Raw genomic sequence first — 21,371 nt, forward strand, 5'->3', positions numbered from 1 at the left:
CCCTGCCTGCGATGGATGCCCTGCCCGAAGCCCGCCCAGAGTTCCGCCCGCCTGACGGCTACCGGCGGGTTCTGTTGACGTTGGCGTGGGACGGCGGACCCTACGCCGGCTGGCAGTCACAGCCCAACGCGCCCAGTGTCCAGGACACGCTGCATGCGGCGTTTGGGCGGCTGGGAGACGGGGCTTTCCGGCCCGTGGCCGCCGGCCGCACCGACGCGGGCGTGCACGCCGAGGCCATGCCAGTGCATGTGGATGTGCCGGGCGGCTTCCGGGTGCCGGCGGCGAAACTGGCGCGCGCCCTGAATGCCTGGCTGCCGCCCAGTGTGTCGGTTCTGGACGCCCATGAAGCCCCCGCAGGTTTCCACGCCCGCTTTTCCTGCACCGAGCGGCGCTATGTCTACCGGCTGCTGGTCAGTCCACAGCGCCATCCGCTGTGGCATGGGCGGGCGCTGCACCTACCCGGGGGGTTGGATGCCGGCGCCATGAACGCGGCAGCCTCGTACCTGACCGGTACGCATGATTTCGCCGCCTTTGCCACCCAGGAGGACCGCCAGACCGTGCGCGAACTGCGTCTCCTGCAGGTGGTTCCGGCTACGCCCCTCTGGGAGGTTCAGGTGGTCGGCGAGAGCTTTCTGCGCCACATGGTGCGCGGACTGGTGGGAACGCTGCTGCTGTGCGGCCAGGGGAAGCTGGAGCCGCAGGCGGTCCGCGACGTGCTTGCACGCCGGCAGCGTTCGCAGGCGGGAGCAAATGTGCCGGCGCATGGCCTCTATTTCATGGGGGCAAGTTACCCGGAGGCGGGCGCGGAAATTCCAGGCACAGATCAGGTCAGGGGAGGCCTGCAGCGGCGCACCAGGGTGGCATGGCTTACCCGTTGAGGCGGACGTTCAGCCGGGTGACCCCGCGCAGCACCGGGTTGGTTTTGAAGGGCGGGGTGGTGTCTGTCACCCGCAGTCCAGGGAAACGGGTGGCCAGCGCCGAGAAGGTCTCGCGGATTTCCAGCCGGGCCAGACTGGCGCCCAGACAGTAGTGGGCGCCGGCAGCAAAGGCCAGATGCCGCGCGCTGTTGGGCCGTTCCCAGCGGATACGGTCCGGCTCCGGGAAAACCTGCGGGTCACGGTTGGCGGCCCCCAGCATCAGCTGGGCGTGGCTGCCGGCAGGCAACGGTATGTTCTGAAGGGTCAGCGGCTCGGCCAGGGTCCGGCCGTCGTACTGCACCGGCGAAACGATGCGCAGCAGCTCGTCGGCGACGTTGGGGTGGTCAGGCTGCTCGACCAGGGCGGCCCACGCCTCCGGCTGACGTGAGAGTTCCAGCAGACCACCCGGAATCAGATTGCTGGTGGTCTCGTGACCGGCGGCCAGCAGCAGGACCGCGTTGGACAGCAGTTCGTCGCTGCTCAGGCGCTCGCCGCCGTCCTCGGTGGCGGCCAGGGCACTCAACAGCCCCGGGCGGGGAGAGGCCCGCAGCTCGTCGGCCAGCCCCCGGAAATACTCGCGCATCTCGCTCGCATCGGTCTCGATCCTCGCCATCAGCTCCGCGCTCTGGTCGGCACCGCCCAGCAGGTCCGCCACACTCTGGGTCCAGCGGATGAAGCGGGCCTCGTCGTCGCCGTGCAGGCCCAGCATGTGCATGATCACGCGCGCAGGCAGCGGCGCGGCCAGGCCGGCAACCAGATCAGTCTCGGCCTCGCGGGGCAGGGCCTTAAGAAGCTCTGCCAGCATGGCTCTGACCAGTTCGCGCTGCTCGGCCACCACCCGGGGCGTAAAGGCCGCCTGCACCAGTCCCCGCAGGCGTGCATGCCCGGCGCCGTCGTGAAACAGCATCATGGGTTTGAGCAGGCGCATGGCCTCGGTATCTCCGGGCGCCTGGGCAATCATGCTCCCGCTGCGGACCGCCGGGGAGCGCAGCAGGGCACTGTTGGCGGCGTGTCCGCTCATGAAGGTCGCGTTCCATTCCGGAACAGACAACACACCCCCGCTGGAAAGAGCCCGGACCCGCTCATAGCCGGGATATGGGTTGCGCACGGCCTCCGGGTGCCACAGGGCCTGAATGGCCAGAAGTTCCGGAGCCGGCTGCGGAGCGGGTGTGGTCATGCCCCAGCGTGCCCTGCTGTCTACTCGACCATCAAGTCCTCAGGTCGAGTAGAGCTCCGGGCCCCCGCGGTACGCTGAGGGCCATGTCCCGCGTCTGGCTGCATATCCGCGACCCGTTTGCCGCGCAGCTGTGCCTGTCCCCCGAGTACACCCTGGTCCTGCAGCACCTGATGCGGCGCGAATGGAGCGTGGCGCCGCTTGCCGCTGCCTGCGCGCGACCGGTCAATGCCACACACCGCCGGGTGCGCCGGCTGCTGGCTGCCGGTCTGGTCACCGAGACACGTCTGGAGCCGAGGCGGGGCCGCGCCATGCGGCATTACCGCGCTGTCTCGGACGCCTTTCTGATTCCATACCATCTGACGGCACTGGGCAGTCTGGAAGACCTGATCTCCCTGCACGAGGGCACCTTCCAGACCCGTTTCCACCACGCGGTGGTACAGGCCGGTGTCAAGCTGGTACAGCGTGACGAGGACATCGCCCTGCGGCTGTACCGCACAGGGGATGAGGTCAGTTTTGATATCACGCCCCGTGCCGAGGCCTTCGATCTGGCAGATCTGCTCCACGACTCCGGGCCGGCCCTGACCGTGGACTGGGGGCAACTGCAGCTCACCCGGGAGGACGCCAAGGCCCTGCAACGGGAGCTGCATGAGTTGCGTGTCCGCTACGCGTCAAGGCGCGGGCCGGAACGGTACCTCTACCGTCTCAACCTCGCGCCGGACCTCCCTGAGTCCTGAAGTCAGCCCCGGCGGGTCACGCCGTCGGTGGTCAGCAGGGCGCCGTACAGCTCTGGGCGGCGGTCGCGGAAAAAGCCCATGCCAGCGCGGAATTTCTTTGCCCCTGTCAGGTTGAGGTCCTGCACCAGCGCGCCTTCTTCCTGCTCGCCGAGTTCGGCCACGATCTCGCCGGTGTAGTCACTGACGAAGGTGTGGCCGTAATAGGTCTGCTCCAGGTCACCGACCCGCTCGGTGCCGATCCGGTTGGCGGCACCTACGTACGTGGAGTTGCTGACCGCGTGGCCCACCATGGCCCGCTGCCACATGTGGTGGCTGTTGGGGGTCTCGACCTCGGCCGGTTCACTGCCGATGGCAGTGGGATAGAGCAGGAAGTCCGCGCCCTGCAGCATCATCACCCGCGCGGTTTCCGGGTACCACTGGTCCCAGCAGATTCCCACGCCTACCCGGCCGTAGCGAGTCGGCCAGATCTTGAAGCCGGTGTCACCGGGATTGAAGTAGTACTTCTCCTCGTAACCGGGGCCGTCAGGAATGTGGGTCTTGCGGTAGTTGCCCAGCAGTGAACCGTCCGCGTCGATGCAGACCAGCGAGTTGTAGTGCGCCTGCCCGGCGGCCTCGAAGTACGAGAGTGGCAGCACCACACCGAGTTCCTGCGCCAGATTCTGAAAGCGGCCGATAAACGGGTGGTCCTCGATAGGATGGGCCAGCCCGAAGTAGTCCTCGCGCTCCACCTGACAGAAGTACAGGTTCTCGAACAGCTCCGGAAGCAGCACCACCTGCGCACCCTGCTTCGCAGCGTCGCGGACGTGCGCCTCGGCGCGGGCCACGTTGTCTTCGAGCTGATCGGTCACGTGCATCTGCACGGCGGCCAGCTTCACGGTGTCAGGAGTACGGCTCATGACGAAAAGGGTACCGGACCCGGCCCCCGTGAATGCTGGGCCGGGTCGCCATGTGGGGTTTACCTTCCCGTCAGGCCTCAGATCCGCCGTGCTAGGGTCGCCGGATGACCGCGACCGATCTGTTTTTCGATTTCGTGTGCCCGTATGCGTGGCGGGGAATGGAACTGGCCCATGTGCTGCGCGCCGAAGGGGAAACCTTCCGGCTGCGGCACTTCTCCCTGGTGCAGGGCAACCACCCTGACAACGCCGGCCAGCCGGAGCCGCGCTGGTGGCTGACTGACCAGCCGGCAGGGGAGGGCACCGTTTCCCAGCGCAGCAGCCTCGCGGCATTTCTGGCCGCGCGTGCGGCGGCCTGCCAGGGAGACGAGGCCGCCTGGGCGTTCTCTCTGGCGCTGCTGCGCATTCGCCATGAGGACGGGCAGCCCCTGGAGGAGGAGGCCCTGACCCAGGCCGCCCGGACAGCGGGCCTGGACACGGACCGCTGGGCCGCCGACCGTGCTGACGATGCTGGCCTGCGCGAGGGCCTGCGATCGGACCTGAGCGAAGCCCACCGTCTGGGTGTATTCGGCACACCCACGTTTGTCCTGCCGGACGGTCACGCAGCCTACTACCGGTTTGACCACCTGACCCGCGACCCGCTGGTGGCACGCGAGCGCTGGCAGCTGTACCGGCATGTCCTGCATTCGGAAGCAGGCATCGGCACGATTAAACGCACCCGCAGGGTGGCGTCCTAGGCAGAGCCGCTGCGAAAGCAGAGCACCCCTGACCAGACCGGTCAGAGGTGCTCTTTTTATCGGGACCCGCTTCAGGCGAGCGCGAGGGCCGGTTCCCAGCCGAAGACCGCCTGGTCATCGACCGCCAGCGACTCGTTGCCGGCCTTGATGGTCGCTGCCAGCGTCTTGGTCTCGGGGAACAGCTTGGCGAAGTAGAAGCGGGCGGTCTGCACCTTGGCCAGGTAGAAGCCGTCGCGATCGGTGCCAGCGTCGATTTTCTCCTGGGCGATCTTGGCCATGCGGGCCCACAGGTAGCCGTACACCACGTGGCCGAAGTAGCGCAGATAGTCCACGGCGGCGGCGTTCACCTCGTCGGCGCCGCCTTCGCCGCCCATGGCCTTCTGACCGATCACCATGGTCAGGCTGCCCAGCTGCTGCGCGGCCTTGCCGAGCTGATTCACGTACTCGCCGATGTGCTCGTCGTCCTCATGCGCCTCGGCAAATTCCTGGAGGGTGCCGGCCAGATTCTGGAGCTTCTTGCCGCCGTCCATCAGGACCTTGCGGCCCAGCAGGTCCAGCGCCTGAATGCCGTTGGTGCCTTCGTAGATCTGCCCGATGCGGGCGTCACGCACGAACTGCTCCATGCCCCATTCCTGGATATAGCCGTGTCCGCCGTAGACCTGCTGGCTCTGCACGGCCACGTGGAAGCCGTTGTCGGTCATGAAGGCCTTGGCGATGGGGGTCAGCAGCGCGACCAGATCGGCGGCTTCCTTGCGTTTGGCCTCGTCGGGGTGATGGTGCTCGGTGTCGATGCTCAGGGCCAGCCACATGGCCAGCGCGCGCCCGGCTTCGGTGTAGGCCTTGCCGGTCAGCAGCATGCGGCGCACGTCGGGGTGCACGATGATGGGGTCGGCGCTTTCGCTGCTCACGCGCGGCGTGTGGCGCATCTGGATGCGGTCCTTGGCGTACACCAGTGCGTTCTGGTAGGCGACCTCGCCCAGGCCCAGGCCCTGAAGGCCGGTGCCCAGACGCGCGGCGTTCATCATGATGAACATGTGGTTCATGCCCTTGTTGACCTCGCCGACCAGCCAGCCTTTGGCGCCGTCGAAGTTCAGCACGGCCGTGGCGTTGCCGTGGATGCCCATCTTGTGCTCCAGGCTCCCGCAGACCACGCCGTTGCGTTCGCCGACCCCGCCCTCGGCGGTGGGCACGAACTTGGGCACCACGAACAGCGAGATGCCCTTGGTGCCTTCTGGGCTGCCTTCCAGGCGGGCCAGCACCAGGTGCACGATGTTGTCGGCCAGGTCGTGCTCACCGGCCGAAATAAAGATCTTGGTGCCGGTGAGGCTGTAGCTGCCGTCACCGTTGTCGGTGGCCCGGGTGCGGATCATACCCAGGTCGGTGCCGGCGTGCGGCTCGGTCAGGCACATGGTGCCGGTCCACTCGCCTGAGACGATCTTGGGCAGGTACAGATCCTTGAGCTCATCGCTGCCCACGGCCCGCAGGGCGCTGTAGGCGCCGTGAGACAGTCCCGGGTACATGCTCCAGGCCACGTTGGCGCTGCACATCATCTCGACCAGCATGTTGCTGACCAGGTGAGGCATGCCCTGCCCCCCGTAGTTGGGGTCAGCGTCCAGCGCAGTCCAGCCGGCCTCACGGTACTTTTTGTACGCAGCCTTGAAACCGGTGGGCGTGGTCACGTTGCCCTGTTCGTCGCGCCTGCAGCCTTCCTGGTCACCCACGCGGTTCAGGGGCACCAGTTCGGTCTCCACGAACCGGGCCGCTTCTTCCAGCACCTGGGTCATCAGATCGGCATCGGCGGTTTCGTTGGTGGTGTAAAAGGGCATCTGGGCAAGCTGGGCAGGGGCGTCGAGCAGCTCACTCATGATGAATTTCATGTCGCGCAGCGGAGCTTTGTAGGTGGGCATCGGTCCATCCTCCTTGGGTGGGTTCCGCCTACAACAGGAGGAGACCCGGGTCTGTTAATTATACCGAGTATAAAACTTGGGTGGATGAAAGTCACGCTCCGGTTTTCCTGAACATCTCCGGAGCCCGGACGTTCCCTGTTGCCTGCGCAACCCCCTGAACACAGGGTTTTCAGGTATGGTGTACAGGATCATGAATTACCCAAGCCTGGTTTGGCACCTCAAGCGTACGGAGCTGTTCGCTGACCTTGAACTTGCCGAACTGGAACAGGTCGCTGCCACCACTCCCTACCGCTCCTATCAGCCGGGGGAAGTGATCTACCGCATGGACGATCCGGCAGACGCGCTGTACTTCGTGCGCAGCGGCCTGATCAAGATCAGCAAGCTGTTTCCCAATGGCAAGGAAGCCATCCTGGGTGTGATCGGTCAGCACGACACCTTTGGTGAACTGCTGCTGCAGGCCGAGGAACGCCGGCCCACCCAGGCCGAGGCCCTGGAGCGCACTACCCTGATCGTGCTGCCCCGCAATGAGCTGCAAAAGCTCCTGAACAGCAAGCCGGATCTGGCGATGAAGCTGATCCGGCTGATGGCCGCGCGGCTGTTCGAGGCCCAGTCCTGGACGGCGGCGGTCAGTGCCTACAGTGCCCCGGAACGCGTGGCCAGCCTGCTCTACCGGCTGGCGCGTGAATTTGGCCGCCCTCACGCGCAGGGTGTGGAACTGGCCCTGAAGCTCAATCAGGAAGACATTGCCCGCATGGTGGGTGCCACCCGCGAGACGGTCAGCCACAGCCTGGGCAAGCTCAAGCAGGACGGCGCCATCGTGCGGGCCCGCACACCCATCATCGTGCGCATGGACGCCCTGAAGCAGTATCTGGAACAGAGCCACTGAGCAGAGCAGGTGCCCCTTCCTACGCCAGATCAAGCAGGCGGGAAGGGGAATGTTCTTTTAGGCTGGGCTATGACTGTAGCCGTGCGGCCCGCGTGCCCTGACGACGCCCCTGCCATAGCCGCCGTGCATACGGGGAGCTGGGCGGAAACCTATCCTGGTCTGGTCCCCTCCGAGTTCCTGACCCACATGACCGACGCTGCGGCCCGGGAGCGCCGCACGGCCAACTGGGCCGCAGCCATCGGTCGTCCCGGGCAGCCGGTCTATGTCGCGGAACTTGCTGGAGAGATCGTGGGATTCACCTCGGGTGGCCCGGCGCCGCAACACCCAGGTTTCGATGCCGAACTGTACACGCTGTACAGGTTCCGTCGCGTGCAGGGCAGGGGAGCAGGCCGTGCGCTGCTGCTGACGTTGGCCCAGGACCTGCACGCAGCAGGCGCGCACTCGATGGCGCTGTGGGTGCTGGACGTCAATCCCTCGCGTGGCTGGTACCTCCGCCAGGGCGCACGGGAGCACGGTGAGAAAACCGTGCCAGTTTCCGGTGGGCAGCTGCGCGAGGTGCGAATGGTCTGGGACAGCCTCGCGTCCCTGGTCGCAGGTGAACAGCAACTCAGCGTCTGAGCTTGCGGGCGGCCTCGTCGGGGGTGATTTCCCCGCGTTCGAGCTTTTCCAGCACCTCGTCATGGGGGTCAGCCACCTCCGACTCGTAGCCGATGGCGCGCAGCAGCGTGTCGAAGCGCGCCCGGACCGTGGGGTAACTCACGCCCAGCACGCGCTCGACCTCCTTGAGGTTGCCACGCACCCGGATGTACAGCCGCAGGAACTCCAGATTGTCGGGGGTCAGCACCGCGAACTCGTTCAGTTCAAAGACGCCGCGCACCGTAACGCCGCTGGTCGGAAAGCGAAGTTCCGTCACCAGCGGCGATTCGGTCTCGTCGGGAAAAGGCAGGGGCAGAGGGCGCATAAACATACTGTAGGGCTGGGCCGGGCCCGCCACCCCTTCAGGGTCAGCGCCGCCGGACTTCACCGGAGGGTGATCCGGACCGAGTTGCCCTCCGAGTCCTCGGCGTTGATCAGATCGCCAGGAGGAGGATCGGACTCGATCAGCAGCTGCAGCGCCTCAATGCTCAGCCCGGCCCGTTCCAGAGCACTCAGGCCGTGCGGCGGAATCAGCTTGTGCAGGTGGGGCGCCAGGCTGACCGGCAGGTTGGCCGAGTATTCGTCGCCGGTCGAGGACTCGACCTCTACCCGCAGGATGCGCGCCGATCCGTGGGAGTGGCCGCTGTGAACCGTCACGGTCCGGTGCCGGGGTGGCATGCTGCCCTCGATGGACCGTTCGACCTGCTCGGTGACGCGGTCGAATAGACCGTCCAGGCTGCCCGAAAGGCGATCAACGAAACCGTCCATTCCCGGCATCGGCCGGCCGCCCACGACGACCCGCGGGGGACGTGGCGGCAAAGGCGGAGAGGGCGCCATGTCCCTGACGCCACGCAGCAGCAGCAGGTGGTCGGCAACCTGACCAGCGTCGAGTTCCTCACGGGCCAGCAGCGAGGCCACCAGTTCACGGTCGCTGTCCGTCAGCGCCAGGCGGGTGTTCAGGGCGGCGAGCAGGGGCGCGGCGTCCTCCAGGCTGAGTTTGCCGGCGCGGACCAGTTCCAGAATGCGTTTGACCTTTTCTTTCATCACAGGCCTCCTTTGCTCGTCACGCGCTGGTAACGGGACCGGCTGGTGCCTGGGAGAAAGGTGAGCTGTCCGCCCAGCATGAGGGGCGCGGGAAACTCAAGCCGTTCCTGATGCAGGGCGCGGCGCCAGGACTGGCGATCATACAGCAGTTCAGCGTCTGCAGAAGGGTGAAGCACGCTCAGAATGCGCTGCCAGAGGCTCGCACGCCGGGATCCTGTCGCCTGCGCCAGACGAACCCGGCGAATTACGCGGTAACCGCGTCCGGACCTGATGACAGCGGTCACCACCGGGCCAGAGGAGCCACTCAGGCGACCCGGAGCAGGGTGAATCCTGAAGGAATGGGTACGCAGTGGAACAGTCATCTCGGGTCGCCTCCTTTCCGGGGGGCCGCTGGACCCGTGGTCCCCCCGTTGATGGTCAGGCTGGTACAGACCAGCCCGCCGTAGACCGGCACCGTCACAGCAGACCCGCTCATGGCGTCACCAGCTTCAGCTGGCCAGCCGCCACGCGGCAGCTCAGGCGGCCAGTTCCGGTGCCCAGTTGCCCACTGTGCCGGGTGGTCACAAAACTGCCCTGCTTCTGGGTAGGGAAGTTGGCCTTGAAGGCGCCCATCGTGACCTCGGCATCCACCTGCAGACTGCTGCCGGTGTTGAGGTACAGAGTGGCATTTCCGGCATTCACGTCCAGGCGATGGGTGCCGTCTCCCAGTACGCCGGCCCACTTGAGGTTGCCGCCGTTGACGCTGGCATTCAGCGACTCGGCACCGGTCAGGCTGAGGTTGCCGCCATGGACATTCAGCTGGGTGGGACCGCCGATTTCGGTGGCAGTCAGATTTCCACCGTGAACTTCGGCCTGCAGGCTGAGCGCCTGACCCATCCGGACGTTCCCGCCATGCACCTTGGCCTGCATCTCACCGGCGATATCGGGCAGGGTCAGGGCCCCACCGTGGACCTCGGCAAAGACGTGCCGGGGCGTAAATGGAAGGGTCAGCACGGCCCGCACGTTGTGGCGGTTGCTGTGATTCTGGCCGCGGCGGTGGGACACGTGCCAGCCCTGCGAAGTGGCTTCCAGCAGCACCCGGCCGTCCTCGCTGACATGTAGCTGTGGACTGACCTGTGCGGCATCCTGCACCACCTGCAAGGTAAAGCCATGGATGTCCAGCCGCAGGTCGGGCGGAGTGTCTCCGTCGCCGGACGCGGTGTACACCACGTCCATCGGCGAGGTGTCGGGCTGGTCGAGTCCTTCTACCAGGCTCCGGGCTTCCTCGGGGGTGAGTTTGCCTTCGGCCACCAGACGCTCGACCTGTGCACGGAACTCCTCGGATGATTGCTGCTCACTCATGCTCGCCTCCTGTGGACATAGAAACATAGATCTCGCTAAGTGTCAAGTCTGACTTTCTATTCAGTAATAATTCGACGACCTGAGCACAGTGGAGAGGAGAAAATGGCACTGATGCTTGGCTTACCGGCCACTTCTACAAAGTTCAACTTTCTATTCAGTGACAATGGGGTCGGCACCCTATCCTCGTGGTCATGACTGTCCCACTGCCTGACCTGACTTCCGCGCAGCGCACCGAGCTTGAACTGCTGGCACGCGGGCGGCAGGAAAAAAGCCGGACCCTGCGCGATCTCGGGCTGCCAGAAACGCCGGAAAGTGCCCATACTCTGCTGCTGCGGCTGGGCTTGTGGTCCGAGGCCCGTACTCCCTATGCCGATCGCCTGCAGGCGGCGCTCCACCCCGTCACCCTTCCGGTGCCGGACTTTGCACCGGAGGACCGGCTGGACCTGACACACCTGGAGGCCTATGCCATAGACGATGAAGGCAACCGCGACCCGGACGACGCGGTAGGCATCGAAGTGCTGGGAGACGGGCTCACCCGTCTGTGGGTGCATGTGGCGGATGTCGCCGCCCTGGTGCCACCCGACAGTGCGCTGGACCTGGAAGCCCGTTCACGGGGCGCAACGCTGTACCTGCCCGACCAGACCATCGGCATGCTGCCTGACGAGCTGGTCGAGAAAACGGGCCTGGGCCTGCACCCGACCACACCAGCACTGTCTATAGCCCTGGATCTGGACCAGGACGGCAACGCCGACTCGGTGGACGTCTACCTGACTACAGTCCGGGTGGAGCGGCTGACCTACACGCAGACCCAGGCCCGCCTGGAGGCCGGGCAGGAGCCGTTTGTCACGCTGCAGCGCCTGGCCCGGGCCAGCCGTGCCCTGCGTGAGGCCGAGGGTGCCCTGAGCATCGATCTGCCCGAGGTGCGGGTCAAGGCCGACGACCAGGGCGCCGTGGTGAGTCCTCTGCCCAAGCCGGAAATGCGCTTTGTGGTGCAGGAATGCATGACGCTGGCGGGTTGGGGAGCCGCAATCTTCGCCGACGACAACGAGGTGCCGCTGCCGTTCGCGACCCAGGACTACCCCACCCGGGAGGTGCGTGGAGACACGCTGAGCGCCCAGTGGGCACGCCGAAAAACCCTGGCCCGCACGCGCTTTCAGCCGGTGCCGGGGCCGCACCATGGCATGGGCCTGGACCTGTACGCCCAGGTCACGAGCCCCATGCGCCGGTACCTTGATCTGGTGGTGCACCAGCAGCTGCGGGCCTTTCTGAGCGGCGGCGAACCCATGAGCGGCAAGGTCATGGCCGCCCATATTGCCCAGGCCAGCCTGAATGCCGACGCCACCCGGCAGGCCGAGCGCCTGAGCCGCAAACACCACACCCTGCGGTTTGTCGCCTCGCAGCCGGAACGGGAATGGACCGCCGTGGTGGTCGACCGGCGTGGCCCGCAGGCGACCCTGCTGATTCCCGAACTGGCCTTCGACCTGCCCCTGAGCACCCCGGCAGCCCCCGGGACTGAGCTGCGGTTGCGCCTGACCGACGTGAATCTGCCGGCGCTGAGCGTACGCGCCCGCAGTCAGTAACTCTCCTTTGTTCTGCCTGGGCACACAGACAGCGCTGGGCAGCGGTTCCTCCAGACCCAGCCGGTCTGGGAACTCTACGGCCCCCTCTTGCCCGGAGATCAACACAACGAACCTCACACTATGATTTTGTCTACAGCGGAAAAAAGACCGTGTACAACACATATTTTGTCCTGTCAAACCTGATTCATCTTTCATTCATATGCAGGCAGTGATGTTTACACTGCCTGTCATGAACGCCGTGAGCCGCATTAAGAGCGACATCGTGTCTCTCCGAATGAGCCACTGCCGTGCTCAGCACGCTGCAGAGCAGGCCCAGTATCACCTCGCCGTGCGGCACTACCGCGAGTGTCTGGAAGCCGCCGAGCGGCGTGAGGACTGCCGGGCCATGGAATTTTTCGCCCTGCGCCTGTGCGAGTGCTACGAGCGCATGGGCATGCTGGACAAGGCGCGGCATTTCCATGCGATGGGCTGCGCCGGTGACAGCCTGATCGGCTGACCAGGGTCGGCGGGCACCGGCGGCCGGGAGCGGTCCGATCCCCTTCACCTTGGAGGGCCAGACTGACGCAAATGCGTCCTGCACTCTTATTCGTACTGGCTGCTGCCGTGCTGCCCCCGAGCTTTTCAGCTCAGGCGGCCAGTGTGTCTCTCGTGGCCGGTCAAGGTGCGGCGTTGGGACCACAGCAGCTCACCGTACTGTCGGTCCGTGACAGCCGCTGCCCCATGAACGCACGCTGTGTACGTGCCGGCGAACTGAAAGCCAGTGTGCTGGTGCGGCAGGGCGCGCAGGTGCGTCTGCTCAGGCTCGAGTTTCCCGAAAACTCCAGCGTGTCCTGGGCCGGCCTGCGAATCAGTGCGGCGCCCGAGCGGATGGCCGGCGACCGCACCCCGGTCCCCGTGACCCTGACCGACCAGCGGCCTTAAGGCTGTCCTTCACGCCCGTCTGGTCTAATACGGGGCATGCAGCATTTCCTGCCCTCCGATCCTTCGCCCCATGAGCTGGGGTTCCGCATGCCGGCCGAATGGGAGCCTCATGCCGCCACCTGGATGAGCTGGCCCGCCGACGACGACCTGTGGTTTGGTCATCTGGACGGGGTGCGCGAGGAATTCGCGGGACTCGTCCGGACCATCGCACGCTTTGAGCCGGTAGAGCTGCTGGTACGCGACGCCGAGAGTGAGGAGAATGCCCGGGCGCGGCTGGCGGGTGCGGACGTCACCTATCACCGTCTGCCTTTGGATGACGTCTGGCTGCGGGACAACGGGCCGATCTTCGTGCGCCGCGGTGACGAGCTGGCCTTTGTGAACTGGCGCTTCAACTCCTGGGGTGGCAAGTTCAGCTGGGAGCATGACGACCAGGTCCCGGAATATGTGGCACGGGTCCTGTGGGCCGCCCACTGGGACCGTCCCGAGGTTCTTGAAGGGGGCGGTCTGGAAGTCAACGGCCTGGGCACAGGGCTGACCACCCGCTCGTGCTTTCTGACCGACACCCGTAATCCCGGCCTTTCTGAAGAGGGGTACGGCGCCCTGCTGCACGACACCCTGGGCGTGTCCAGGCTGCTGTGGCTGGACGGTGGCCTGGAAAACGACCACACCGACGGGCACATCGATACCATCACCCGCTTTACCGACGAGCGCACCATCGTCACCAGTGTCGAGAGCAATCCGGCAGATCCCAACCACGCGGTGATGCAGAACAATCTTGAAGCCCTGCGTCAGATGACCGATCAGGACGGTCGGCAGTTCCGGATCGTGGAACTGCCGCTGCCGGCCAGCCGGCTCGAGGGCGCCGAGGGTCGGCTGCCTCCCACCTACGCCAACTTCTACATCGGGAACGGTTTTGTCGTGGTGCCCATGTACGGAGACCCGAACGATGCCCGGGCGCTGGAAGTCCTGCGGCCCCTGTTTCCGGAGCGTGAGGTCATCGGCCTGCCCAGCCGCAAGATCATCGAGGGCGGCGGCAGCTTTCACTGCGTGACCCAGCAGCAGCCCCGGGGGACGGTGTGGACCGGGAAGTGATTGACCTGGGTTGGGGTTACACCGCCCGGCCGATCCCACTCGAAAGCTACCGCGAGGCGTGCGCCCGGCTGGAAGGCTGGATCTTCGGAGGCAACTGGTTGTATGCCTTTGATCCACCTGCGAAGGCGCCGCCTCCCCTCGGCGAGGACTTCACCTGGGGCCTGTACCACGGCACCGAACTCATCGGCTGGAGCCACGCCCACCAACGCGACGAACGCACCGTCTATATGGCCGATACCGGCATCCTGCCGGAGCACCAGGGCAGAGGTCTGTACACCCGGCTGCTGCCTGCAGTGCTGCAGGCCTTCCGCACTGCCGGGTACACCCTGGTCCAGAGCCACCACCGCGCGACCAACAACCGCGTGATCGTGCCCAAGCTGCGTGCCGGCTTCCTGGTGCAGGGCCTGAACCTGTACGAGGGCGGACTCAATGTGGCCCTGACGCTCTCGCTGGACCCGGCCTACCAGGAAGCGCAGCATGTCCGTAGCGGTTTTCGCGCACCTGAGGCCCAGGGTGCCCGGGGCGAGGCGGCGCGGCGCCTGGGGCTCAGGCCGCCCGGCACGCAGGCGCCGGCTCCAGTCCCTCAGGTAAAGATGCCTGCCAGCCCAGGCCCGGAAGAAGACCTGGGGAGTGGATACACCCTTCACCCGGTGGGCTACGAGCTTTACCTCGACGTGTACAGACAACTGGAACATTCCGCCTACAGCAGTGTGTCGTTTGACTGGCCGGCCGCGCCACGGCTGGAAGATCCGGCAGGCCGCCGCTATGCCTGGCTGATCGGGCACCAGGGGCAGGTGGCCGGCTGGCAGCTCTCGCGGCAGTGGGACCGCCGCACGGCCTACATGGTCAACACCGCCCTGCTGCCGGCTCACCGCGGCCAGGGCCTCTACAGCCGGCTGCTGCCGGTGGTGCTGCGGGCGCTGCAGGCCAAGGGCTATGACCTGGTGCGCAGCCATCACCATGCCACCAACAACGCGGTCCTGATTCCCAAACTGCGGGCCGGTTTCTTTATGCAGGGCCTGCAGGTCGATGAGCACGGGGTGATGGCCGTCCTGGTTCACAGTTTTGCCCCCGAGTACCAGGAGGCCATGCACCTGCGCAGCGGCTTGCACAGGCCCCAGGGAAGATCCGGGCGCAGACTGGGGTTAACGTGCCCAGAAGAGGCCTAGACCAGCGGCTCAGCCCCCGTCAGGTCCAGCGTGCTACCACTAACCCATGAGGTTTACTGCGCTCACATTCACGCTGGCTCTGGCCGCTCCTGCGTCCGCTGCCCCTACCGCTATACAGGTGGAACAGGCTGCGATGCGTGTGGCATCCAGGATAAATGGGGTGCTGCGTGACTGTCCTGCAAGCTACGCCAAGGTCGGCACCCCCGACAAGAAATGTGTGGGTGCGTCCCTCACCGTCGAGCAGGTCCGCAGCAAGCTGAGTGCCACAGTGGGCAGTGACCTGCAGGGGGTCTGGCGCAGCCGTGACAGCCAGCGCAGCGTCTACAACTGGCTGGAGACTCCTGGGGGATACGTCTACCTGCGGCTGCAGGCCGACCCGGACGGCCGGGCACAGACGCTGGTATACCTGGACACGCCGCCGAACTCGGCGCCGGCCAGTGCACCGGCAAGCAGCGCTGCAACCCCAGCCCCGAAAGTCACGGTCAACCGTGCCGAGCCGGCCAAGGTCACTATCGCGCGTCCAGAGCCCGCAAAGACGGCGCCCAAGCCAGCACCACCCAAGCCAGTGGCGGCCAGACCAGCTTCCGTGGCCAAACCGGCGTCAGCCCAGCCCGCGCCCCGGCCGGCCGCTCCCCCCCCGGCGACCAGCAGCGGATCGGGCGTGGCACCCGTTCCGTTTACCCGTGTCCTGCAACTTCAGGAACAGCGCATGAATGGTGCAGATATCCGGGCGGCCCAGAACCGCCTGATCCAGCTGACCGAGAACAGCCGTGGCGGCCAGGGCGACGGCTGGTTTGGCCCAGTGACGGCAGCGACCGTCCGGGTCTTCCAGGCAGCCAATGATCTGCCGGTAACCGGACGGATCGACCAGGCCACCTGGACTGCTTTGTTCTCTTCCGGAGCCCGGACCTTCGTGGTCCCCAGCCTTCCCTGATCTCTCATCCGGGCGGTCTGGACCTGTCCGCTGGTGATTCCTCTACGGCCTCAGTCATAGCCCGGGGTCCTGCTTTTTAAAGCATTTGTCACAAAGACGGCCTCTTTCTGACCGGGGCAGGCGAGTAGATTTCGCCGGGCAGAACGCAGAACGGAGCCGCCGGGAAGACTGACTTCCGGCGGCTTCATGCTGTGCCCTGTTCTAATGAGTGCTGGACATAGCTTCTCACGGCGTTTCGGGTCAAGATGTAGATGCATGAAGCGGATTGCCATCTTTCTCTCATCTGCCCTGCTGGTTGCGATGGCGAGTCACGGTCGCGCGCAGTCCAGCGATCCCTTCCAGCGCAGTGCTCCGGTCCAGACCCTGCCGGCATTGCGGGGCACTTCGCCCACCACGCCTCCGGTCACAGTGCCGCTGAAGCTCACAGGAACCCAGAACGCGGCGTTCGGGACACCGCGCGCCAGCAGCGACGGCAGCAATACCCGGGTGGTTTTTGACCTGCAGCCTGGCGTCACCTACAGCCTGACTCCGACCTTTACGGGGCTGCGGCTGGACATTCAGGGCGCGCGGGTAATCCCGGCCATGACCGCCCGCCTGGGGGCCAGCGTCAGCGAGTACCGCGCCGGCGGGGGCCAGGCCACCCTGATTACCCCCTTCCCACTGTCCTTTACCGATGGATGGAAGGCCAGCGAGGCCACCCTGGCCAACGGCAACCGGGTGCTGATCCTGGAGTTCGGTCCGACCGTCGAGGGCGGAGCCAGCGCTGCCCTGAAGGCAAATGTGCGGGTGACCCCTGCCCCGGCCGCCGCGACGCCGGCGACTGCCGTCAAGACTCCGGTCAAGGAAGGCCTGCCCCCAGGCGACACCGTGGCGCCCGTCAAGGTGCTGCCCCCCGCCCCGGCGCTGCCCGGCGCCGACGCCAATGTGCCCAGCGCGCTCGTGGGCCGCATTCCCGGAACTGCGCAGGCGGGAGCACAGCTGTCCGCCCCGCGGATCGGCAAGAACCCTGGACAGACACGTCTGGTCCTGGACCTTCCGGCCGGTGCCAGCTACCGCATTGTGCCCTCGGGTGTCAGCCTGCGCATCGAACTCAGCGGCGTGACCGGCGGGGCGCAGGGTGCCGAGAACATCAGCCCCGAACTGCGCTCCTGGCGCTTCGAGCCGGTTGGCGGAGGGCTGCAGGCGACCCTGGTGACAGCCGCGCGGGTCACCGAGCGCAGCGGCTGGCGGGCCCAGCTGTTGCCCCCGTCCGGAAGCGACCGCTCCCGTCTGGTGATCGACATCTCGCCAGCGATGGCCAACCTGACGCCGCTGTCCCCCCGCGAGAAAGTCCTGGCTGCAGTGCCCCCGGTTCCGGTCACGCGTGGTACGGCCATCCTGGCCCTGAGTGCCAGCTATGTCCAGCCGCGTGTGGTGCTTGATCCGGGTCATGGTGGACGTGACCCTGGGGCGGTCGGCACGGTGATCGAAAAGGAAATTACCCTGGGGGTGGCGCTCCGCGTACGCGACATGCTGCGGGCGGCTGGTGTGGATGTGGTCATGACGCGCGACACCGACCGCGCCCTACACAGCAGTAAAAACACTGACCTGGAAATGCGCGCCGCCACTAGTGCGCCCGGAACGCAGCTGTTTGTCAGCATTCACGTCAACGCGCTGGAAGCCAAGACGGCCCTGCGCGGCTACGGCATCGAGACCTGGTGGAACCCCAACCACCCGCTGTCGAGCAGTCTCGCGGCGATCCTGCAGCGGTCGATGGTGGCGGAATCCGGCGCCTTCTCGCGTGGGCTCAAAAACAACCTGTCCCTGGGCGTTTTGCGCAATAGCCGCGTTCCGGCGGCGCTGATCGAGATCGGCTTCGCCAGTCACCCGGTCGACGGCCTGAACCTGCAGGACGAGAACTATCTTGACCGCGTGGCTCTCGGGGTGGCCAGCGGCATCCGTGAGGCCCTGATCTCAGGGGTGACGGCCAGCCGGCAGGTGCTGACCCCCAGTGCAGGTGGCGCAGAGAAGTGACCAGTACCCCGGAAGCCTCCTTTCGTGACCGGGTGCTTTCGCTGGTGGCCCGCATCCCCGAGGGCCGGGTGATGACCTATGGACAGCTCGCCCTGCTGGCCGGTCAGCCCGGGGCGGCGCGCCAGGCCGGGTATGTAATGAACGCCCTGATGGGCGGCAGCGATCTGCCCTGGCAGCGCGTGATCAATGCCCAGGGACGGGTGAGCACCCACAAGCTGGGATTCGGGGACATGCAAGAAAGGCTGCTGATGTCCGAAGGGGTGGCATTCGACTCTTCGGGCCGCTGTGATCTGGCACGGCTGCAGTGGTGGCCCCCGGAGGCCGCGCCAGCTTCACCTGAACGGCTGCTGTAGAAAGCCGGTGTGAAGGGACGCTGAGTCCAACGTCCCAGGGGTCCGGGCGTATGCTGTCCCTATGAACAGAACGCGGAACACTCATTGGGTGGCGGGCAGCGTGGTGTCCTGGATGCTGGGCGTCACGCTGGGCGTCATTCTGGGCATTACCCTGCTGATTGCCACGCCCCTCATGATGCGTCCCGCACAGACGGCAGCCGCCGCTGAAGGCAACCAGGCCGGCGGTCAGGAGCAGGAGGGGGGCAGCGAGTCGGTCTCGGGCATGGAGTCCCCCGGCGGTGAGGGCGAGGGAACCACAGGTACCCCCCAGGATGACCGCGAGGGCGCCACGGCCGGGGGAGAAGGTGCGGGCGGCGACGATGACAGCACCGGCATGGGCCCCGAGGGCGGCGAGGTGGGCAACACCGGGACCGGGGCAGCCAGAACCAGCAACGACAACCAGGATATCGCCACCGAGGACGCTGGGGAGGACGATCCCGCCCGGCAGCGCAGCGTCGAGGCTCCGGAGGGCAGTGAGGCCGCCGGCCCGGATGGTAAAGGCATTCAGGAAATCGGCACCGAGCACAACAGTCCTGGCACAGGTGAAGGCGGTGAGGGTAGTGGCCAGCAAAATGAGAAGGACACGCCCGCCGCAGGAGAGGGCGGCACGGGGGACACCGGGACTGGCACGCCGGGCACCGGCACCACAAATGCTGGAAACGCAGCCGCTGGAAACCCAGGCGCTGGCAAGACCCTGTTCGCCACTTCCTGCGGCGGCTGCCATGGTCAGAACGGCGAGGGTGGCATCGGGCCGGCCATGACCGACGACGCCAACAAGTGGACCCTGGCCCAGTTCACCGCCGCGGTGCGCCAGGGCAAGGCTCCTGACCGTGAACTGGGGCCGAACATGCCCCGCTTCTCCGAGGCGCAGCTGTCCGACGCCGACCTGGCCAGCATTCATGCGTATGTGACCAGCCTGAACTGAAGGTTTTAAGGACAGATTTCACGGATAACGCCGCCTGGGAAACCAGGCGGCGTCTTCTCTGAGTCTAGCATAGCGCCGTCCCCCCGCCGTGTCTGCCGGGGATCTTCCAACAGGGCTGGCGGGCCGCTCCTACACTGCCGGGGCCATGCGCCAACCCCTGAATTCCACCGCACCGCGCCCTGGAGAACTCTTCGGCGTGATTTTCCGTACCCTGCCTGACCTGTGGCGCTGCGCCCCAGGGCTTATTTCGCTGCTGCTGGCGGTGGTCGTGGTGCAGGGACTGGTGCCCGCGGTCAGCGTGTTCCTGAGCAAGTGGACCATTGACGGCATCGGGCGCCTTGCTTCGGGCGGCGAGGCCAACCTGACCCTGCTGGCGCTGGCCTGGGCCGCCACCGCCCTGGTCGGGCAACTGACGAACGTGGGCGGTACGGTGCTGCAGGGCCATGCGGCCGACCACTTCACCGTCAGCACGGTTACCAGCCTGATGCGCAAGATGCAGGCGCTGCCGGGTCTGGACGTCGTTGAAGACCCCCGGTTCCATGACGATGTCGAAACGCTTCAGACCGGAGCCCGATTTCGTCCGCTGAATCTGGTGGCCACCCTCCTGGGGCTGCTGCGCGCGGTGGTCGGCGTTCTGGGCGTGGCCGGCGCCCTGCTGGTCATCGGCTGGTGGGTACCGCTGGTGGTGGTGGCCGGCATTCTGCCGCTGGCACACGCCCAGATCCGCTTGCGGGAGGTTGGCTGGAGCCTGGCCATCCAGCGCACCCAGGAGGCGCGGGAACTGGCCTACGACCAGCAGGTCGGCATGCGTCACGAGTACGCCAAGGAGGTCCGGCTGTACGACCTGATGCCTTACCTGCTGGGCCGCTACCAGCGCGGGGCTCTGGCCTATCAGGGCGTGATGCGCGGCATGCGCAACAGACAGGTGGTGGGTGTGCTGCCGCATCAGGCGCTGGCCCTGGCCGTCACCGCCGGGCTGTTTGCCTACGCCGTGTGGCGCGCCGGGCAGGGCACCCTGAGTGCCGGGGATGTGGTGCTGGTCATCACCGCCCTGGCGCAGGTGCGCGAAAGTCTGGGCAGCGTGGCCGAGTACCTGGGCATGGGCACCGAGCACCTGCGCTGGTTCCAGAAATACCATGACTTCCTGGACGCGGCCCCCCGGGTAGCGCCGCCCGCCGAGCCCAGGCCGGTGCCCTCGCGCCTGACCCTGACATTGCAGAACGTGTCGTTTGGCTACCGCGACCTGCCGCCAGTGCTGGACAACGTTTCTGTGACCATTCCTGAGGGCCAGACCGTGGCCATCGTGGGCGAGAACGGCGCGGGGAAGACCACGCTGGTCAAGCTGCTGCTGCGGTTCTACGACCCCAACGCAGGTCAGATTCTTCTGGGCGAGGAGGGTGAGCAGGTGGACCTGCGGAAGGTGGACATCGCGGCCTGGCGCACGCAGGTCGCTGCCGTCTTCCAGGATTTCGCGCGCTTCGAGTGGACCCTGCGCGACAACATCCTGCTGGGCCACTCCGAGGAAGACGCCCGGCTGGCTCAGGCGGTCTTCAGCAGTGGTCTGGCGGCGGCCCTGGACCGCGTCAACAACGGCCTGGACGCGCGCATCGGGCAGACGTTCGGGGGTGTGGACCTGTCCGGCGGCCAGTGGCAGAAGCTGGCCACCGCGCGGGCGCTCTACCGCGACGCCCGCGTACTGATTCTGGACGAGCCCACCGCAGCGCTGGACCCCCGAAGTGAGGCCGAGGTCTTCGGTGCGTTTGCAGCACTCAGCCGGGGCCGCACGACCCTGCTGATCACCCACCGCCTGGGCAGCGTGCTGATGGCCGACCGCATTCTGGTCATGAAACAGGGCCGCCTGATTGAAGACGGCACGCACGCCGAACTGCTCGCGCGCGGCGGTGAATACGCCGAACTGTGGCGGCTTCAGGCCAGCCAGTACGACGATGCGGCGCCGGTTCTGGAGCCCGCCGGTTCAGAGGTGTAGGCGCTGAGGCTGACGGCCAGAGGCCAGGACTGCAGTTCACAACAGGTAAATTCAAGGCCTACATTGAGAGGACGCGGGCGGTGCGC

At 66.4% G+C, this 21,371-nt stretch carries 22 protein-coding genes; 15 read left to right on the plus strand and 7 right to left on the minus strand.

Annotated elements, in window-relative coordinates:
- Window positions 1-11: 11 nt before the first annotated feature.
- Complete coding sequence (gene truA, locus IEY49_RS10670) at window positions 12-878, plus strand: tRNA pseudouridine(38-40) synthase TruA (protein WP_229780737.1); 867 nt, start codon at window positions 12-14, stop codon at window positions 876-878.
- Here the strand turns inward: truA and IEY49_RS10675 are convergent.
- Window positions 868-2,094 (minus strand): cytochrome P450, encoded by a 1,227-nt coding sequence (locus tag IEY49_RS10675; RefSeq protein WP_189008086.1) that lies wholly within the window; start codon window positions 2,092-2,094, stop codon window positions 868-870. The genes truA and IEY49_RS10675 overlap by 11 nt on opposite strands.
- Before the next feature lie 83 nt (window positions 2,095-2,177).
- On the opposite strand from IEY49_RS10675, the gene IEY49_RS10680 reads away from it, so the two are divergent.
- Window positions 2,178-2,828 carry a hypothetical protein gene (locus IEY49_RS10680; protein ID WP_189008090.1) on the plus strand — a complete coding sequence of 217 codons (651 nt, stop codon included), beginning with the start codon at window positions 2,178-2,180 and terminating at the stop codon, window positions 2,826-2,828.
- A 2-nt stretch (window positions 2,829-2,830) separates the two neighbouring features.
- On the opposite strand, the gene aguB is transcribed toward IEY49_RS10680, so the two are convergent.
- The gene (aguB, locus tag IEY49_RS10685) at window positions 2,831-3,724 is read right to left on the minus strand and encodes an N-carbamoylputrescine amidase (protein ID WP_189008093.1); all 894 of its coding nucleotides are present in this window, start codon (window positions 3,722-3,724) and stop codon (window positions 2,831-2,833) included.
- Window positions 3,725-3,828: 104 nt separating this feature from the next.
- On the opposite strand from aguB, the gene IEY49_RS10690 reads away from it, so the two are divergent.
- Window positions 3,829-4,458 carry a DsbA family oxidoreductase gene (locus tag IEY49_RS10690; RefSeq protein WP_189008107.1) on the plus strand — a complete coding sequence of 210 codons (630 nt, stop codon included), beginning with the start codon at window positions 3,829-3,831 and terminating at the stop codon, window positions 4,456-4,458.
- Window positions 4,459-4,529: 71 nt separating this feature from the next.
- Here IEY49_RS10690 and IEY49_RS10695 read toward each other — a convergent pair whose 3' ends face one another.
- Window positions 4,530-6,365: an acyl-CoA dehydrogenase C-terminal domain-containing protein gene (locus IEY49_RS10695; protein ID WP_189008110.1), complete on the minus strand. Its 1,836-nt coding sequence runs from the start codon at window positions 6,363-6,365 to the stop codon at window positions 4,530-4,532.
- A 190-nt stretch (window positions 6,366-6,555) separates the two neighbouring features.
- Between IEY49_RS10695 and IEY49_RS10700 the strand changes: the two genes are divergently transcribed.
- Window positions 6,556-7,251: a Crp/Fnr family transcriptional regulator gene (locus IEY49_RS10700; RefSeq protein WP_189008113.1), complete on the plus strand. Its 696-nt coding sequence runs from the start codon at window positions 6,556-6,558 to the stop codon at window positions 7,249-7,251.
- Window positions 7,252-7,320: 69 nt separating this feature from the next.
- Window positions 7,321-7,869, plus strand: a complete 549-nt coding sequence (locus IEY49_RS10705) for a GNAT family N-acetyltransferase (protein ID WP_189008117.1) — start codon at window positions 7,321-7,323, stop codon at window positions 7,867-7,869.
- Here IEY49_RS10705 and IEY49_RS10710 read toward each other — a convergent pair.
- The 4 genes from IEY49_RS10710 to IEY49_RS10725 form a co-directional block, all read right to left on the minus strand.
- Entirely contained in the window at window positions 7,859-8,218 is a 360-nt protein-coding gene (locus tag IEY49_RS10710; protein ID WP_189008120.1) for a DUF2089 domain-containing protein, read from the minus strand. The genes IEY49_RS10705 and IEY49_RS10710 overlap by 11 nt on opposite strands.
- A 53-nt stretch (window positions 8,219-8,271) precedes the next feature.
- A complete protein-coding gene (locus IEY49_RS10715) occupies window positions 8,272-8,931 on the minus strand; it encodes an SHOCT-like domain-containing protein (RefSeq protein WP_189008123.1) in 660 nt (219 codons plus the stop codon).
- Entirely contained in the window at window positions 8,931-9,293 is a 363-nt protein-coding gene (locus IEY49_RS10720; protein WP_189008126.1) for a hypothetical protein, read from the minus strand. Before IEY49_RS10720 ends, IEY49_RS10715 begins: the two co-directional genes overlap by 1 nt.
- Before the next feature lie 109 nt (window positions 9,294-9,402).
- A complete protein-coding gene (locus IEY49_RS10725; protein WP_189008129.1) occupies window positions 9,403-10,272 on the minus strand; it encodes a hypothetical protein in 870 nt (289 codons plus the stop codon).
- 191 nt (window positions 10,273-10,463) lie between these two features.
- Between IEY49_RS10725 and IEY49_RS10730 the strand changes: the two genes are divergently transcribed.
- The 10 genes from IEY49_RS10730 to IEY49_RS10775 all read left to right on the plus strand — a co-directional run bounded on the left by IEY49_RS10730 (window position 10,464) and on the right by IEY49_RS10775 (window position 21,285).
- On the plus strand, window positions 10,464-11,852 hold the full coding sequence (locus tag IEY49_RS10730; protein WP_189008132.1) for an RNB domain-containing ribonuclease: 1,389 nt from the start codon (window positions 10,464-10,466) through the stop codon (window positions 11,850-11,852).
- Between the two features lie 229 nt (window positions 11,853-12,081).
- Entirely contained in the window at window positions 12,082-12,348 is a 267-nt protein-coding gene (locus tag IEY49_RS10735; RefSeq protein WP_229780738.1) for a hypothetical protein, read from the plus strand.
- 71 nt (window positions 12,349-12,419) lie between these two features.
- On the plus strand, window positions 12,420-12,773 hold the full coding sequence (locus IEY49_RS10740; RefSeq protein WP_189008138.1) for a hypothetical protein: 354 nt from the start codon (window positions 12,420-12,422) through the stop codon (window positions 12,771-12,773).
- A gap of 36 nt (window positions 12,774-12,809) precedes the next feature.
- Window positions 12,810-13,865 carry an agmatine deiminase family protein gene (locus IEY49_RS10745; protein WP_189008141.1) on the plus strand — a complete coding sequence of 352 codons (1,056 nt, stop codon included), beginning with the start codon at window positions 12,810-12,812 and terminating at the stop codon, window positions 13,863-13,865.
- Window positions 13,850-15,034: a GNAT family N-acetyltransferase gene (locus tag IEY49_RS10750; protein WP_189008144.1), complete on the plus strand. Its 1,185-nt coding sequence runs from the start codon at window positions 13,850-13,852 to the stop codon at window positions 15,032-15,034. Before IEY49_RS10745 ends, IEY49_RS10750 begins: the two co-directional genes overlap by 16 nt.
- A 46-nt stretch (window positions 15,035-15,080) precedes the next feature.
- Window positions 15,081-15,968, plus strand: a complete 888-nt coding sequence (locus tag IEY49_RS10755; RefSeq protein WP_189008147.1) for a peptidoglycan-binding domain-containing protein — start codon at window positions 15,081-15,083, stop codon at window positions 15,966-15,968.
- Window positions 15,969-16,223: 255 nt separating this feature from the next.
- Complete coding sequence (locus IEY49_RS10760; protein WP_189008150.1) at window positions 16,224-17,981, plus strand: N-acetylmuramoyl-L-alanine amidase; 1,758 nt, start codon at window positions 16,224-16,226, stop codon at window positions 17,979-17,981.
- Window positions 17,978-18,334 carry an MGMT family protein gene (locus IEY49_RS10765; protein ID WP_189008153.1) on the plus strand — a complete coding sequence of 119 codons (357 nt, stop codon included), beginning with the start codon at window positions 17,978-17,980 and terminating at the stop codon, window positions 18,332-18,334. Before IEY49_RS10760 ends, IEY49_RS10765 begins: the two co-directional genes overlap by 4 nt.
- 61 nt (window positions 18,335-18,395) lie before the next feature.
- Window positions 18,396-19,298 carry a c-type cytochrome gene (locus tag IEY49_RS10770; protein ID WP_189008155.1) on the plus strand — a complete coding sequence of 301 codons (903 nt, stop codon included), beginning with the start codon at window positions 18,396-18,398 and terminating at the stop codon, window positions 19,296-19,298.
- Window positions 19,299-19,443: 145 nt separating this feature from the next.
- The gene (locus IEY49_RS10775; RefSeq protein WP_189008158.1) at window positions 19,444-21,285 is read left to right on the plus strand and encodes an ABC transporter ATP-binding protein; all 1,842 of its coding nucleotides are present in this window, start codon (window positions 19,444-19,446) and stop codon (window positions 21,283-21,285) included.
- Window positions 21,286-21,371 lie beyond the last annotated feature (86 nt).

The organism is Deinococcus malanensis (genome assembly GCF_014647655.1).
GTDB lineage: Bacteria > Deinococcota > Deinococci > Deinococcales > Deinococcaceae > Deinococcus > Deinococcus malanensis.